Annotated in this window: 17 protein-coding genes; 8 read left to right on the top strand and 9 right to left on the bottom strand. The window is 41.0% G+C overall.

Features of this window, described 5'->3' with window-relative positions; all coding sequences use genetic code 11:
• Positions 1–129: 129 nt before the first annotated feature.
• Together P2W72_RS07345 and P2W72_RS07340 are read left to right on the top strand one after the other, a co-directional pair.
• A complete protein-coding gene (locus P2W72_RS07345) occupies positions 130–555 on the top strand; it encodes a hypothetical protein (RefSeq protein WP_276360352.1) in 426 nt (141 codons plus the stop codon).
• A gap of 103 nt (positions 556–658) precedes the next feature.
• Positions 659–856: a hypothetical protein gene (locus tag P2W72_RS07340; RefSeq protein WP_276360351.1), complete on the top strand. Its 198-nt coding sequence runs from the start codon at positions 659–661 to the stop codon at positions 854–856.
• Positions 857–927: 71 nt separating this feature from the next.
• Here the strand turns inward: P2W72_RS07340 and P2W72_RS07335 are convergent, their stop codons facing one another.
• From P2W72_RS07335 to truA, 6 genes are all read right to left on the bottom strand, one after another.
• On the bottom strand, positions 928–1,605 hold the full coding sequence (locus tag P2W72_RS07335) for an MCP four helix bundle domain-containing protein (protein ID WP_276360350.1): 678 nt from the start codon (positions 1,603–1,605) through the stop codon (positions 928–930).
• Positions 1,606–1,687: 82 nt separating this feature from the next.
• Positions 1,688–2,530, bottom strand: coding sequence for a DUF2911 domain-containing protein (locus P2W72_RS07330; RefSeq protein ID WP_276360349.1), 843 nt, complete (start codon positions 2,528–2,530; stop codon positions 1,688–1,690).
• Between the two features lie 92 nt (positions 2,531–2,622).
• Entirely contained in the window at positions 2,623–3,639 is a 1,017-nt protein-coding gene (locus tag P2W72_RS07325; RefSeq protein ID WP_276360348.1) for a prolyl oligopeptidase family serine peptidase, read from the bottom strand.
• A gap of 259 nt (positions 3,640–3,898) precedes the next feature.
• Positions 3,899–5,053, bottom strand: coding sequence for a beta-eliminating lyase-related protein (locus tag P2W72_RS07320; RefSeq protein WP_276360347.1), 1,155 nt, complete (start codon positions 5,051–5,053; stop codon positions 3,899–3,901).
• Positions 5,054–5,148: 95 nt separating this feature from the next.
• Positions 5,149–5,985: a VOC family protein gene (locus P2W72_RS07315; RefSeq protein ID WP_276360346.1), complete on the bottom strand. Its 837-nt coding sequence runs from the start codon at positions 5,983–5,985 to the stop codon at positions 5,149–5,151.
• A 623-nt stretch (positions 5,986–6,608) separates the two neighbouring features.
• Positions 6,609–7,514: a tRNA pseudouridine(38-40) synthase TruA gene (truA, locus tag P2W72_RS07310; protein WP_276360345.1), complete on the bottom strand. Its 906-nt coding sequence runs from the start codon at positions 7,512–7,514 to the stop codon at positions 6,609–6,611.
• A gap of 8 nt (positions 7,515–7,522) precedes the next feature.
• Here truA and P2W72_RS07305 point away from each other — a divergent pair, with 8 nt between their 5' ends.
• The 4 genes from P2W72_RS07305 to P2W72_RS07290 all read left to right on the top strand — a co-directional run bounded on the left by P2W72_RS07305 (position 7,523) and on the right by P2W72_RS07290 (position 11,432).
• A complete protein-coding gene (locus tag P2W72_RS07305; protein ID WP_276360344.1) occupies positions 7,523–7,894 on the top strand; it encodes a hypothetical protein in 372 nt (123 codons plus the stop codon).
• 107 nt (positions 7,895–8,001) lie between these two features.
• Positions 8,002–8,532, top strand: a complete 531-nt coding sequence (locus tag P2W72_RS07300; RefSeq protein WP_276360343.1) for a hypothetical protein — start codon at positions 8,002–8,004, stop codon at positions 8,530–8,532.
• Positions 8,533–8,653: 121 nt separating this feature from the next.
• Positions 8,654–9,889: an MFS transporter gene (locus tag P2W72_RS07295; protein WP_276360342.1), complete on the top strand. Its 1,236-nt coding sequence runs from the start codon at positions 8,654–8,656 to the stop codon at positions 9,887–9,889.
• 136 nt (positions 9,890–10,025) lie between these two features.
• Positions 10,026–11,432, top strand: a complete 1,407-nt coding sequence (locus P2W72_RS07290; protein ID WP_276360341.1) for an alkaline phosphatase PhoX — start codon at positions 10,026–10,028, stop codon at positions 11,430–11,432.
• Between the two features lie 174 nt (positions 11,433–11,606).
• Here the strand turns inward: P2W72_RS07290 and P2W72_RS07285 are convergent, their stop codons facing one another.
• On the bottom strand, positions 11,607–12,920 hold the full coding sequence (locus tag P2W72_RS07285) for a DUF3887 domain-containing protein (RefSeq protein WP_276360340.1): 1,314 nt from the start codon (positions 12,918–12,920) through the stop codon (positions 11,607–11,609).
• A 208-nt stretch (positions 12,921–13,128) separates the two neighbouring features.
• Here P2W72_RS07285 and P2W72_RS07280 point away from each other — a divergent pair, with 208 nt between their 5' ends.
• Positions 13,129–13,710, top strand: coding sequence for a hypothetical protein (locus P2W72_RS07280; RefSeq protein ID WP_276360339.1), 582 nt, complete (start codon positions 13,129–13,131; stop codon positions 13,708–13,710).
• A gap of 2 nt (positions 13,711–13,712) precedes the next feature.
• On the opposite strand, the gene P2W72_RS07275 is transcribed toward P2W72_RS07280, so the two are convergent.
• Both P2W72_RS07275 and P2W72_RS07270 read right to left on the bottom strand, forming a co-directional pair.
• Positions 13,713–14,351: a hypothetical protein gene (locus P2W72_RS07275; protein WP_276360338.1), complete on the bottom strand. Its 639-nt coding sequence runs from the start codon at positions 14,349–14,351 to the stop codon at positions 13,713–13,715.
• A gap of 18 nt (positions 14,352–14,369) precedes the next feature.
• Positions 14,370–14,861: a hypothetical protein gene (locus tag P2W72_RS07270; protein WP_276360337.1), complete on the bottom strand. Its 492-nt coding sequence runs from the start codon at positions 14,859–14,861 to the stop codon at positions 14,370–14,372.
• A gap of 164 nt (positions 14,862–15,025) precedes the next feature.
• Between P2W72_RS07270 and P2W72_RS07265 the strand changes: the two genes are divergently transcribed.
• Positions 15,026–16,057 carry a glycerophosphodiester phosphodiesterase family protein gene (locus tag P2W72_RS07265; protein WP_276360336.1) on the top strand — a complete coding sequence of 344 codons (1,032 nt, stop codon included), beginning with the start codon at positions 15,026–15,028 and terminating at the stop codon, positions 16,055–16,057.
• The last annotated feature ends 147 nt before the right edge of the window (positions 16,058–16,204 follow it).

Genomic DNA, 16,204 nt, shown 5'->3' with positions numbered 1-16,204 from the left:
AGCTAAGCACACAGGGTTGAGCCATAGAGCTCGAGGATGAAATTTTACAACTCTTGGCTGTGTTTTTTTAATTAATTAACAGAAGTATAAACCCGTTGACTTTAACTAGTCAACATTAAATATTTACGGATGAAAACTTTATTACATACTCTGATTGCATTATTAATGCTCTTATTGAATACCGGGTCATATTCAGCAGATAAATGCATGAAAAAGTCCTGTAAAATAAATTCCGGTTCCATGATTCCGGTATCAGCGCGCGACTGGAATGATGCAGCAACAGAAATTCCGGAAAATCTGAAATATGTTAAAGCAAAGTTCGCCAGAGTTCCGGTGGCTGAATTTGTATGGGGAAGCCCTGATGAAACTGTTCCGGCAGATTTAATGAAAGCTGTAGTTCCTGTTGCTGCAAAAGTCTGGGATGATAGTACTGTTGAAGTTCCTGAAGAGCTGAGCAATATCAAAGCTAAATATGCATTGGTACCGGTTCCTTCAAAGAATTTTCAGCACTATACCCTGGATGAAAATATTCCGTTAATTGAAGAGATCAGATAAACCGGATTATCGCGCTTTAACGTAAATGATTAGTGAAGCAGAATTTTACCGAAGCTGTTTCAAAATGTAAAAAATTACGTCTTTATAATAAACACACAATCTGATGAAAACCGTACACTTTGAAATTCCGACCATGACCGGCCTTCATAAGCAGCAGGAGGTTAGCTATTCGTTAAAGAGACTTGGGGTTTTTGATATCGCTACCGAAAGTGGCAGGGCAGCAGTAATCTGCGCCGATGACTTTCCAAAGGTGGAAATGATCATCGCTATTGAGGAGGCCGGACATGTGGTAAAATACTGATTGAGCAAAGCAGGTTTGAATTTCTCAATTGGCCGGGATCTTAAAAATGAAAGTTTCCTCCTTTGAGAGACTTAGTTTAAATTAAACTTCTCCTGTTTAAGCACCACCTGTTTATCTGTAAGGATCAGAATCATAATGATAATACCCAGAATGATTGCGATGATCAGTTGTAAGCGGGAAATAAATTCAGAACTGGCCTGACTTTTTATTGATTCTGCAAGTAATTCTTTCCCTATTTCAGATTGCACTCTGGTTAATTCGATGAGGTCTTTATCCAGTTCATCATAGAACTTAACGGTAGTATTCAAATAAAGCTTTCTGGCAAGCTCCTTATCTTCTAATGCCGCATTGATCAGCAGAATCTCATCCCTTTCAAATAATTTCAGGTTCTTTTTCAGATTTTGAAGATGATTGGTTTCAGTTTTAACCAGATAGGTCTTCTCATATTTACTGATCAGTCTGTCCAATTGATTATTTGCAGAACTGATGGACTTTTTTACCTGCTCTGCATTCATGTTTTCAGTAAAAATGAAACTTACCAGCTTATTTCTTTTATCATGAATATGTCCCGATATAGAATAAAGATCTACGGCAGGGATAAGCCGGTCTTCGTAAATGGAGCTGAAGGATTTCGAAATCTTATTCACATTATAGCTTTCCATCATACTGAACAGGATGATAAAAAGCATCATTACTGCCAGTACGATAGCCAGACGGATTTTACGCTGAATTGCAAAAGCCCATTTCATAGGATAATTGGTTAATTCCTTAAATAAAAATAAGGCTCCCGCTTAGTGGAGCCTTATAAAAATACATAAAATGAGGTATTGATTACTTGCCTGCTTCAGCAAGTATCTTTCCGTTTAAACGGATATATTCTGCATTATTCATGGCTTTTGCGGCTTCAAGTCCGGCTTTAGCTGTTTGAGCTGCCCCGCTTTTATCGCCAAGCTTTAACTGAATACGGCCTTTCTGATATTTAAGCCACGGAGCTTTCGGATCAGCAGATTCAGCAGCACTAATCCATTCAAGAGCCTTCTTCAGATCTTTTCCGTTTTCATAATAATAAACCGCTGCCTGGTAATATGGCTTTTTCTCACCCTTCATAGCCTCATCAATGCCTGCCATAACTTTTGTATCTACATCAGTTGTCATTTTAACAGATACACGAACCTGATCCCAGATCAGGTTAAGTTTTGCCGAAGAAGGCAATACATCACTGAAACCAATGGTAAATGTTTCAGTCTTGTCGTTCTGTTTTACCGGTTTTACTTTGAAACGAAGCACATCTTCAGACTGTTTGTAACTGTATGAACCCCATTGTTTAGTTTCCTTGTTCAGGATAATGGTCCATTCATCTTTTCCCGGAATGGTAAAAAGGGCATAATCGCCCGGTGCAACCGGATTTTCTTCAAGTGTTACTGCCTCTGTGAAGCTGATTACCGTAGCATCATTTGCTCCTGTACGCCACACCTCGCCATTTGGAGCAAGATCTGCCGAAATGCTTCTGCCTTTCACATTCGGGCGCGAATATTTGACGGTCACTTTTCCAAGCCCGAATTCCTGAATAAGGGTTTGGGAGCTGCTCGACTGCGGCATGCGGAGCTGAGCATTGGCATTCAGGCTGAATATGCCAATCAATGCTGCAGTAAACAGAATAGATATTTTTTTCATGGCTTAAATTTTTTAATGAATACCGAAGATATTGGATTAATGACATTCAATTGTGTGAAAAATGTAAAAACATCTTTCCAAAATGAATCAGCTTATTCTCTGATCAGTTCATTAAATGCATATTCAGTCAGCATTTCATGATTCCCCTCAAAAATGGTCAGACCTAAATTGCCCGATCGTTTTCTGAGGAATATCTTTCTGTCGGCGATGTATCCAAAATCGCCCAATGCTTTTCTGTATTCAAGCAGATTTAGTTTTTCAGTTTCGCTTACGTAGGCTGAACTATCTGCAGGCGATGTATCTCTTAAAACTTTGTTATAAAAATTAATAGAATGAGTGATTGGCACACTACCCTGAATTCCATCGTAAACACCGGCATAGATTTGAAATTCTGCAGTATTCAATTTTTCTACCGGGGTTTTCCAGTAAATTGGAGATTTCATTTTAGCAATATCCATATTGAGACTGTCTTTAGAGCTTGTACAATCCATGATGTTCTCTGCATATTTTGTACCCATGATTTTACTTTGGGCATACCAGGCAGGAAGTTCGGAAATGGGAACCCAGGCAGAAAAACGTCTGATCAAATGTTTTGATTTCATGAAAGCAGCTAAAGTAGCATAGCCACCGCCGCTCACTCCGATGACATAGATTCTCGACAGGTCCACATTCGAATTTTTGATGGCATAGTCAATGGCATCATCGATATCGCCCAGTGCCAGATCGCTGCAGCAGGCATCTTTTGTCCAGTTCACCCCTCTGAAATCGGGGTGGATATAGTTCAGGTCTTTTGTTTTGGATAGCGCTGCCAGTTCATCTTTCTGCTCATAATTACCGCTCCAGGTGTGCAGACTCACAACCAATGGCTTAGGTGCAGAAGATTTGGATTTATAGAAATAGGCCTTTTGCATGGACTTATCCAGAGTAGATTGTATCGATACCACTTCAAAATCTGTATCCCATTCAGTTTGACGGGTATCATCAAAGCGGGTGAAGGTATCAGTGAATGGCTTTTTCAGGACATTCCATATTGCTTCGTTCCGGCTGATAAAGATACCCGCGGCCAGGCCAAGAATTAAGATCAGGATGAATGAAGCCGTTTTTTTCATATTAGATGTATTGTTTTGCGAATTTTGAGTTTATTGCGCTTTCAGCTGTCTTTGCTGTTCTGCCGCTAACAAATAAAGTTAAATTCTTTTTGGGATATGCGTATTGTTACCGGCAAACGAATCATATACGTCCTTTGTTGACAACAGCATGGGCGCAGATAAGGGGGCAAATGCCATTTATCTGATTATTAGTGATGACCCGCGGAAAAATGCCAAATAGCTGAACAGATTACCCTTCAAACTCATGAGCCAATTTTCATTACACCTCCTTCATCGCTTCCTTAAAACTCCCCGCAATTTCCTGCGCAGTCATTCTGTTCATGGAGATGTTCACTTTTAAGCTAAATCCGCTTTCATCAGGTGCAGAGAGGCGGATGTTTCTTTTGGCAAGTGCATCCGAAAAGCGTTTTTTATCAATGTTTTTCAGGTCGAGGTGTACGATGTGTGAGCCGTTGTTGTATTTAATAATTTTGCAGCGTTCGTCTTTCTGTATTTCGGTAAACAGATACTCTGCTTTTTGCCAGGCGCTTTTATATTCTTCAATCCACGAATCTACATAATGCAGGGCTACTGCGGCAAAGGGCCATACCGCCGGTATGCCTGCACCAAACATTCTGCGCTCATGGAACAGGTCGTGGGTAAACTCTTTTGAACCGGCAAGAACAGCCCCGCTGGCTGCATTAAAGCATTTGCAGATGGAGGTAAAGGAGGTATCAAACATTGCTCCGTATGCTGCCGGGTCTATTCCGGTATGTGCTGATTGCACAAAAAGCCTTGCCCCGTCTAAATGGGTTTTAATGTCATTTGTTTTGGCATAATTCGTTATGGCTTTCATGTTTTCGAAGGCAAACATTTGGTCATGTTGTCTGCGCACCGGACTTTCGATACAGATAACACCAACTTTTAAGGCAACTCTGCCCTTTGCTGTTTTGCCGACAACCTCTTCGATCTCTGCCAGGGTCATTTCTGTGGTATTCAGTCCGAGGGGAATAAGGTTCAATGCACTTAAAGTCTGGCAGCCATCTCCTGTATCCTGATAGATATGGCTTTGTTCCTGAAGAATTACACGTCGGTTATTTCCGGCCAGACGTCGCAATGCCATGTGGTTGGCCAGGGTTCCTGTAGGCATGAAAACCGAAGATTCCTTACCCATCAGTTTGGCAAACCTGTTTTCAAGTTCTTCAACAACCCCGCCGTTTGAATAGAAGTCGGTTTTGATTTTTCCCTCGTCAGCCAGTTTCATTAATAGCTCGCCATACTCTTTCGGACTTAAAGGCACGCCATCATTCACAAAATCGACAGTTTTGCCTGCAAACGCGGCTGTTTTTAGTTGAATTTCTCCTCCATATACATCTGACTGTACGGCTGTTGCGGCAATGATGCTGCCTAGTTTTACAAAATCTCTTCTGTGCATTGGGTATAGTTTAGTAATGTTTTATTAAAGTACAATTTATGAAATAGATTCCTCTAAAAGCCAAATATTTTCTGTCCCCGCATTATCCTCCATTTTCAGGCATTCAGCAATGTTTCAATATCAAATTTTTTCATCTTCAAAAATGCCTGAATTACATTGGGGGCCTTCAGGGGATCAGACATCAGTTTGCCAAGAACCGCCGGTACAATTTGCCACGATACACCAAATTTATCTTTCAGCCAGCCGCACATGCTTTCCTGCCCGCCTTCTGTCAGTCTGTTCCAGTAATAATCAATCTCCTTTTGCGATTCGCATTCAACTACAAATGAAACTCCCTCATTGAAAGTATAATCATGCACTCCCGGTCCATCCATTGCAATCATATTTTGATGATCCAGTTTAAATTCTGAATACAATACCTTACCTGCATTTTCGCTTCCTTCCGGGTAATGCATTAGCAATTCTGTTGATGAGTGGTCAAAAACGGAGGTATAAAAGTTAATGACTGATTCTGCCATTCCAAATTTATCGCCTGTAAATAACATGCTGGATCTTATCTTTTGTTTGACCGGAGCATCGCTGATCAATGAAATCTGCCAGGTTAAGCCGAAGCGGTCCTGAAGCCAGCCATAACGCTCGCTCCAATCGTATTTACCGATAGGTATTAATGCTTTACCTCCATCAATCAGTTTTTCCCAGAGATGGTTTGTTTCCTCCGGCGATTGGCAGACCACAAAAACTGAAATGGATGGATTGATCTTAAATTGCGGACCGCCATTCAGGCCCATAAATTTATTTCCTTCCAGTTCAAACGTGACCACCATAGGTGTATCAGTACTTATTGCGGAGTTTTTAAAAAGAGAGCAATAAAGTTCGGCTGCGGCTTTGGCCTGACCATCGAACCATAAACAGGGATGAATGAGGTTTGTCATTGTACCGCATTATTTTAGTTTCTATTAAATATGCAAATAAGCTCTGAAATTCACTAGTGTCTGGTTAAAGTTTCAACTATTACATAATCGCTTTTGGCTGTCTGTTTAAATACAAATGATTTTATTGTATTGAAATCCTTTCGCTCATGCCGCCGGGTAACCTTATCTTCCACGTTCACAAACTGGCTATACCCTTAATTTCTTCTTCATTTTATTCGATTAACCGACACCGAAGGTGTCGAATATTTATAAAAACACCATATACCCCGATTCCGACGCCGAAGGTGTCGTATGTGAAAATTTAATAGGCATGCGATCACCTTCGGGATTGGGGCATACATGTGAACCTATTTCTATAAACATTTGACCCATTACGGGTCAATCTACGGTCCAAAAATTTATGCCGATAAAAATGTGGCACAAGGAGGGGCTATAACGGGAGTAAAGATAAAGGAGGAGGATTTCCTTTCTGGTCTCTGAATTAAAAGTGTAAATAAAGATTTCTTTCTGACTCCAAAATTAACCAGACAAAAATGCCTGAAAATTTCTAATATGCACAAAATGAGCTTATTATGTTAGCATGTCCAGGCTTTTTGGGCTTTCTCCTTATCAGTTTCCAGCAATTAAACTTCTATCCAAACCTGCTCTGAACCCGGATGCACTGCTTTAGGTTTCAAATCCAGAAAGGGGTAAGTTACTTTAGAAAGATAAAGGCCTTGAGGATGTGCAGGCAATATTTTTGACGGTATATTTTTGGAGATCAGATGACTTTCAAATTCATCAACGCTAAGAGTACCGTCGCTGATTTCGATCAGTTTACGGCTAAGTATGCGTATCATTCTTCCAAGAAACCTGTTGGAGGAAATATTAAACCGGATCCTGTCGCCATTTGTATTGCTGTACAGTGATGCAGCTGAGACCCGGCATATGGTATGCTCATTTTTGTCGGGCGATTTACAGAAGGCGCGGTAGTCATTGTATTTAGGGAGCAATGATACAGCCTTTTTCATTTGCTCCAGGTTAAAGCTTTTTCTCAGGTATAGTGAACTGCTTTCGCTGAGGAATGGATCTTTATAGGTATGAATAAAATAATCGTATTCCCTTTGTATGGCATCATGCCGGGCATGTTTGTCGCCATTAACCGGAATGATGTCAAACAAAGAGATGTCATCCGGGAGGGTTCTGTTCAGTCGGAAGAAGAGATCAAAACTCCATGATTTTTCAATATCCATGTGAAAAAAATACTGACTGGCATGTACTCCTGTATCCGTTCTGCCGCATCCGTAAATCGTAACCGGCATTTTGAAGATCCTGCTTAGGCAATCTTCAATTACTTCCTGCACACTCAGTTTATCAGGCTGCCTTTGCCAGCCGAAATATTTGCTTCCTTTATAAGCGATGTGCACAAAATATCTCATTTCCCTTTCTGTAATTTCTGCTAAGCTAATAATGATTCCTTTTCTTTGGGCACTTTTATGGAAGTCGGGAAATATGTATTTTTGTTTTCCGCTCAGGCGGATAATAGCCAATTGAAATTATGAAGACTATCGTAATAGTTGCAGGTATAGTGCTGACAGGCGCTACCATTATCGGAGTGGTGATGAATGAAAGAAATGAAGCAGCACAGCCCGCTCTTTCAACTCAGGGTATTCCACCTATGCCGGCAGATGCCATGGGTGAAGCTCCCAAAAATAATCCGGCTCATGGTCTTCCGCATCATCGCTGCGACCTTGCAGTAGGTGCACCTTTAACGGATGCAAATGGCGCAGCTGTACCGGTTGCGGTTCCGCAGCCTGTAAGTACTCAGCCTCCCGGTCCTCAACAGGCCGCACCGGCAGGTTTGAAAGTTAATCCTCCGCATGGTCAGCCGGGTCACCGCTGCGATTTGCAGGTTGGTGCACCTTTGTAAACGCATCAGCACTGAGTTTTACGTAAGAAGCTGTTTATCAACAGGATATTAAATGTAAAATCATTTCGCGAATTGCGATATTGAGTAATTATACCTATCTTTCAATTATGAAAGAACATAAGGGCATGCGTCCGCAGGATATAGTTATTCTTTTGAAGCTGATTATTGATGTGGGTCAGGATATTCGTATTAAGGATCTTTCCTCGAAACTTTTTATCAGCGCTTCAGAGGTCAGTGAATCATTGAACCGCTCCACAATTGCCGGATTGCTTGATCCGGCCAAAAGAGAGGTGGATAAGGACGCATTTCTGAAATTTCTGGAATTCGGACTTCCCTATGTTTTTCCGGCACAACTTGGCCCGGTACGGCAGGGGCTTTATACCGCACATTCAGAATCATCCCTTTATTTGAGTTTTTCTTCTGAAGATAAACTGGTTTGGGCAGATGAGCAGGGAAAAGAAAGAGGACAGAGTATTCTTCCGCTTTACCCTACTGTTGTTAAAGCAGTGAAAAAGGACAGGGTTTTATACAGAATGCTGGCTTTGTGTGATATTATCAGAATTGGGGATACTGCAGATAAGAATAAAGCAGTATGGCAATTGAGAGAGAGCTTTCAGAATAAAGGCTCTTTTGTTTAAAGAATAAAGGTCCGGTTTCCCATCGTATAACCCCGGTCTGGTACAAATCGGTTTAAATTTCTTTCCGGTTCTTGCTTTTTTTAAATTTTAGGGTAGATATTTGTAATAAGGACATATCTAAATGAATAAGCAGGTAATTGAGCAGAATGCAAATCTAAAATTGACAGAAAATGCCAGAACCGCAGGTAAAACGGTATTTCCTATTCTGATTGCAATCAGTTCATCGCACATGCTGAATGATACTTTGCAGTCAATTATTCCTGCTATTTACCCGGTAGTGAAGGATACTTTCAAATTAAGTTTCACTCAGATCGGGTTAATTACTCTGACATTTCAGCTATCAGCATCATTATTTCAGCCATTTGTGGGGTATTATACCGACCGCAAACCTCAGCCTTATTCGCTGGCCATTGGTATGGCATTTACATTGATTGGTCTGGTACTTTTATCGCGTGCCCCCAGTTTTGAAATTTTGATATTTGCAGTTGCTTTGGTTGGAACCGGCTCCTCTATTTTTCATCCTGAAGCATCACGTGTTGCGCATATGGCATCCGGAGGCAGAAGGGGATTTGCCCAGTCTGTTTTTCAGGTAGGAGGCAATTTCGGAAGCTCAATTGGTCCGCTGCTGGCTGCAATGATCATTGTTCCTTACGGACAATCAATGATCATCTGGTTTTCTTTGCTGGCTCTGATTGCGATTTTCCTGCTTATGAAAGTTGGCGACTGGTATAAGCGTAAAGTAAGAATAAAGGCAAGGCGCCCCGGAAAAGAACATCATGCAGAACAGGTATTATCCAGAAACAAGACTATATTTTCGGTACTTATTCTGCTGATCCTGATCTTCTCCAAATACATTTATCTGGCCAGCATGACCAGCTATTATACATTCTATACCATCCACAAGTTTGGGGTGTCTGTTCAGGATTCGCAGGTGTATATGTTTATATTTCTTTTTGCTGTGGCTGCCGGAACAATTATCGGCGGACCATTGGGTGACCGGATCGGGAGGAAATATGTAATATGGGCATCTATACTTGGAGTTGCACCATTCTCTTTGCTGCTGCCGCATGTAAATCTGTTCTGGACAATTATATTGACGATTCCGATCGGTCTGATTCTGGCATCTGCATTTTCTGCTATTCTGGTATATGCACAGGAGTTATTCCCGGGTAAGGTAGGAATGATCTCAGGTTTATTCTTTGGTTTTGCATTTGGCATGGCCGGAATCGGCTCTGCAGTATTGGGGCAGCTGGCTGACCGAACCAGTATTGAGTATGTGTATCAGGTTTGTGCCTATTTGCCTCTGATCGGCCTTATTACGGCTTTTCTGCCAAACATTGGCAAAACCAGGGCTTAATTCTTGTCCCGGCTCAACCGGGTTAAATTGCATCAGGTGTAATTATTCATATCAGGATAACAAAGACTTCATTTACAAATACCAGATTGGCTTTAGTATTCACGTTTTACTAAAGAATTAATATTATTTTTATTATATGAACAATACAAGGAGAGACTTTATCAGAAATTCCGGATTGGTGAGTCTGGGCTTTCTGGGACTAAATCAGTTTGCTACCAATGCGGCGGCTCTGGGATTTTTGGGAAATGGCAATTTTTTACGCAATTACGGCACATTGTCGCATCAGCAGGGTGATATTCTGAGTTTGCCTGAGGGATTCAGTGCAAAGGTGATATCCCGTAAGGGGGATTTGATGTCTGATGGGTTTTATACTCCGGGAGCATTTGACGGCATGGGTGTCTTTAAGGCAAAGAACAATAAAATGATCCTGATCAGGAATCATGAATTATCACCTGGCGCAATCGGATCAGGGCCATTCGGGAAGAATAATGAGCTGCTGAGCAAGGTGGATAAAAATGACATCTATGATTTTGGCAAATCAGATCGTTTATGTTACGGGGGTACCAGCACCCTTGTTTATGATGAAAAGTTACAGAAAGCAGAGCTTCAGTATTTAAGTCTGATCGGGACGGTAAGAAATTGCGCGGGAGGTATTACTCCCTGGAATTCATGGATCACCTGTGAGGAAAGTACGCTGAAAGCAGGTGCTGAAAATGGAATGCTTGAAAAAGACCATGGCTATAATTTTGAGATTTTTGCATCAGAAAAAATTGGTCTGACTAAGCCGGAGCCGATCAAGCCAATGGGGCGTTTTGTTCACGAGGCAGTGGCTGTTCATCCTTCGGAGGGAATTGTATATCAGACGGAAGACAGCGGTGACAGTTTGTTTTACCGTTATCTGCCAAATAAATTCGGTGATCTGCATAAAGGTGGCAAATTGCAGTGCCTTGTAATTACCGAGTGGAAAAGTGCAGATACCAGAAACTGGGAAAGCCTGAAATCGGATAAATTTCCGCAAAAGAAGAGTTTTGATGTGCATTGGATCGATCTCGACAATGTTGAGGCGCCGGATGATGATCTGCGTTTGCGTGGGTATAAACAGGGTGCAGCACGCTTTGCCCGCGGCGAAGGAATCTGGTATGGTAAGAATGAATTGTTCTTTGCATGTACAAATGGCGGCTTAAAAAGTTACGGTCAAATATTCAGGTACGTTCCCAGTAAGTTTGAGGGGCAGGAACGTGAGCGTGAGTCTCCGGGAAAACTGGAATTATTTCTTGAGCCCAATAATCTGGATACTTTTCAGAATTGTGATAATCTGACTATTGCTCCCTGGGGTGATGTGATTATTTGTGAAGATAAAGCAGATGCCAGGATTATTGGTATTACTCCGCAGGGTGAGACTTACGTGATAGCCAGGAATGTTGGCTACCGGCAGTCTGAATTTGCCGGACCGGTATTCTCACCTTCGGGCAAAACTTTGTTTGTAAATATTCAATCGCCCGGACTGACACTTGCGATTACCGGTCCGTGGAATAAGAAATAGATATATTTTTTGATCAAAGGGAACAGGAATAACTAACTGTTCCCTTCTTTATCCTACCGTGTACCCACATCTTTATCAGGAAAGCTTCAGGCTGATATAAAATGAAGATTTCCTTTCCGTGGGTGCTTTAAAACCTGATTTTGCTTTGCTGATTTAGTTTGATGCGTTTTCGGTTTATTTTCCTTTAATCCAAACAGCTATATCATTGATCAGGCTGAGATCAACATTTGCAGGTACGCGGTACTGATTTCCGTTTCCCTTTTCTTTCTGAACTGAGAATAAATGATTTAGTTCAGGATATAATTTAAAGCTGGCATTCTTATTGGAAGCCAAAGCTGTTTTCCAGATGTTAAAGTCTTGCACTGAAACCTGAAAATCATTTCCTCCCTGTACGATAAAAATACGGCTGCTGATTTTTTTGGCAGCAGCTACCTGGTCATGGTTATTCAGGTCAATCCAGTAAGATGCGGGGGCACCAAGTATAATTGAATCAGGAGCAATTGCTCCAAGCTTCAGAAGTCTTGATTTTGAGATCTCATTGTAAGATTCCATAAACTGCTGTTTCCCGATGGCTGTGGTATCTCCCGAAGCTTTGTACAGGTACTCATTCTGTTCAGTAACAAGATCTGCAAATTTACGCGCAGGCGCGGCTGCAAGAATAATTCCTTTTAATGAAGGTACAAGAGTAGCAATTCTTGGAGCAAGCATTCCTCCCAGACTATGCCCCAAAAGGTATATCTGGGTTTTATTAACACCAGGAAGGGTTGCGGCTAGTTTGACAGCTGTAACGGCATCGTCAAGTACTTCTTCTTTTACAGTGAAGGCTTTATTGAAGGAGTTAGGGTAAACCATGGTACGTTTAACATAACGTATACTTCCAATTCCTTTTGCTGCCAGGCCCATTGCCAGATCTTTAAATGGTTTGTTTGAACCAACAGTTTCATCCATATCTGAAGGACCTGAGCCATGTACCATGATCACCACCGGAAAGTTGCTTGCGTTTTTAGGGCTCGTAAAAATACCGGCCATTTCACCTTCGGCGAAAGTGATTTTAACCTCCTTTTCTGTATAAAGCGTTGAATCTGCATAAGCGGGCAATGCATACTCAGATTCAGTAGGCTTTGGAGCAATAAAGAACCCGACAAGTTTTTCGGCCTTATTGAAAACAAAGGTGAAGGGTTGTGAACCTTTGGTAAAGCCACAGGTCAGTATTACCTGATAATAATCGCCCTGAACAGAACTTTTGGCTCCGTCAACTGAGGTATAGGTGCCCAGACTGTTTTCCAGCCTTAGCCAAAAAAGTTTGAGCTCATCAGCAGTTATCTTGTCTTTTACACTTTCATCAAAAAAGCCATGTGCTTCTTCAAATTTTCCCTGATTCATCGTTTCGAAAAATTGATCGGCACGGTTCATCAGGCTTAATACGTTTTGAGAAAAGCCGGAAAAGCTGATGAATAATAATAGTATGAAGATTTTAAAAGATTTCATTATCGGTATTAGTTTCAAATTGAGAATCGAAAGATAACAAAATTAAGTTTATCAGTCTTTTTCACGCTATAAATTAAGTAAGACTACAGATCTTCAGTTATCCCCTTTTACGCTTCTTCAGATATTTCAATCTGCTTCCCTCAAATTTTTTAATACCGGCATAGGGGTAAAGTTTCTTTTGTCTGTCTCATCCCAAAACAAGACAAAAATGAATATGCAATTTATAAAACATGGATTTTTCAGGGACATATTGATCTCGCTTCTGATCATCCCATTTTTTTCAATACTGAATGCAAAGGCTCAGAGCACCCATAATTCAAGAGTAAACATTGGGTTTGCTTATCCATTCAGTTCAAACGGTACTCATGCCCCTGCCGACACAAATTTATTTTCCTTTAATCTGATCGCCGGAGTTTCTGCTGCAGAAGAGGGCTTTTCCTTTGCCGGAATTTCATCTGTGATCAAGAAGGATGCTAGAGGAATGCAGTTTGCCGGCTTTTCAAATCATACCCGTGGTTTACAGATTGCCGGAATTGGAAATATTACCCGTAAGGAAATGCGGGGCATTCAGATCGGAGGGGTTTTTAACTATTCAAAAAATCTGCAATTCAGGTTGATTAAAGGTCTGAGCTTATTTGCCGGGCCATCTTATTCACTATATCGTACAGATCCACTCAGCCAAACAGCCATTGGTTATAAAAAGGATATTGCGCCTGCTTCGGCAAAAGCAATTGCTAATGGAAAGGCCATAAACTGGACAGGCTGGACTGCGGGGATTAACCTTTTTTAAGTTTAACGGAACATTTCACTTCTCAATTCCTTATCAATATTAATATAACCCGGATACCTGATGAGCTTTTTTCCAACCCTGAAGCTTGGGCGAATCTTTATATTGATGATACTTTTTTGATTATTCCCATCGTCTTCAGTCCCCCTCATCAAAGAAATGATCTCATCTCTTGTGTTTCTGTCGGATAAGATGGAGTATATATTGGAATTGATCATTAAGGGCACTGTGGTGCTTTCATTCGGATTGATCTCTATTCGTCTGGCAGTAGTGCCATTGGTAATTTCCTGACCTTTAAACGAAATGATATAATCGAACTGATTGAGTTCAATACTTCCCGAACCCGGATTGCTTATCCCCAGATTAATTCTTGCCCTGAGCGGGATGTTCTTTCTGAAAAGCCCGATAGCAAGCTCAGGAATACTTCCCGGATCCAATTTGCCGCTTCTAATCATTCGGGTAATATCTCTTCCGCCCAGATAAACACTGTCGGCCGATTTTATGTCATAGCTGCACTTTTCCAGCAGGCTGATCTTTCGTGAAACACCACAGCCAGCGATAGAAAATGCGATAAAGCAGATGAGAAGAATCTTTTTCATACAGACTAAACGCTTATTTACTGCTAAAGAATACCTTTTGCTCATTTTTTTTCTGAATTAATTTCAGGGCTGACAGGCACCTTTATTAAATTGACAATCAGCTATCGGCGATTCCACAAGGATCAATGATATTCCGTCCCCAATCAGGTTGTTAGCATAAATATTATTGATTTTACCCCGCACAGAATTATCGCCATAACCCCGGCCACCTACCAACACTGTGTATGGACTGCCACCATAAGGGGCCGGAGTATCTGGTCTGGCCTTAGTAATTACGCCATTGATGTATACATGATGAATACTTGCATTATCACTCGCTCTGATGGCAACTCCTGTATAGTTTGTCTGGCAATTTGTAATAAATACCTGCTCAGTATCGCTACCTTTATAGTCGTTGGGTGTGATGATATGGGTTCGCGTACCGGCATTTGTATGCTTGAGTATTTTATGAGAAATTTTACTCTCTGCGGAGTCAAATTCCGACTTTGAACTTGCCTGGACCTGCAAAATCCATAAGTATAAAGTGATGAAGAGCAAAGAGAATACTACTTTCATAAGGTAGGCGGTTTTTAGCTGCTGAGTATGATTTTAAACAAAGTAAACTTATAATTTTCCGGACTTAATCTAATTCTGATTTTAGTTTAACGATTACTTTTTCTGAAATCAGTAGTTTTGATAAGTTAATTGCAGAATTATAAGACCTGATATTAATATCCAACATGTTAAAGAACCTGATTCCCTGCGCCTTAATCTTAATGATGAGTGTCAAAACCACAATAATATCAGCACAGCAAAAGCCCTATATTTTGTTAAGCGGACATACGTTCAGCACCAAAAATTCTGAAATCGGGACCTTAAGCATTCCCGGTAAGGATGCAAAATTTAAGATCAGTGGCGATAATGTTTCAGTTTTCAGGCTTAAGAAGAATAAATTATCGATTCGCAGGGAAGCAATCTCCTCAGGGCCTAAATGGTATGATCTGAATGTATCTGCCGAAACTGCTGCCGGAACGATGAAAGAAACATTCAGGATTTTGAGGGATGAATTTAACCGGAACACCGTGATTGCGCATCGCGGAGCCTGGAAACATACCGGAGCGGCTGAGAATTCAATATCAGCATTGCAGCATGCAGTGCGTCTGGCTTGTCAGGGTTCTGAATTTGATGTACATATGACTCTGGATTCAGCCCTGGTTATTAACCATGATCCTTCCTTTAAAGGCAAAGTTATTCATAGTACAACTTTTGCTGAATTAAAGCAGCTCAAACTTTCGAATGGAGAAAACATGCCCGGCCTTGACGAGTACCTGACAGAAGGGATGAAGCAGAATACTACTAAACTTGTGCTGGAATTAAAGCCTACGATCAGTAAAGAACGTGCAGTTCAAAGTGCGCGTAAAGTGTATGAAATGGCCAGGTCAATGAAGGCTCAGGCATGGATAGATTATATCAGCTTTGATTATAATATTTGTCATGAATTGATGCGTATTGATCCGAATTTACGTGTGGCCTATTTGAATGGTGATAAATCGCCCGAGGTGCTGGCTGCAGATAAAATGTGGGGTCTGGATTATAATCAGAGTGTATTTCAGAAAAACCCTTCATGGATTGCTTCAGCAAAAGAAAAAGGATTGACCATTAATGCCTGGACAGTAAATGATCCTAAATTATTGCAATGGTTTATTGACCAGAAGATTGATTTCATCACAACCAATGAGCCTGAACTGCTTTTGAAAATGATTAAAAAATAGAAATTACGAATTACGAATTACGAATTACGAATTACGAATCACTGTTGTCCGGGAAAAATACACAATCAGTTGTTAATATCTGTTTCTGTATCGTAGAGCCGGTTTTTCGTTGTGCTTTGATTTTTAACCTATCCGCTGAGCTGTAGC

This window comes from Daejeonella sp. H1SJ63 (genome assembly GCF_029360775.1).
In the GTDB taxonomy this organism is placed as follows: domain Bacteria; phylum Bacteroidota; class Bacteroidia; order Sphingobacteriales; family Sphingobacteriaceae; genus Daejeonella.
The sequence above is the reverse complement of the archived record's forward strand: the minus strand, read 5'-3'. Positions and strand labels throughout refer to the sequence as shown.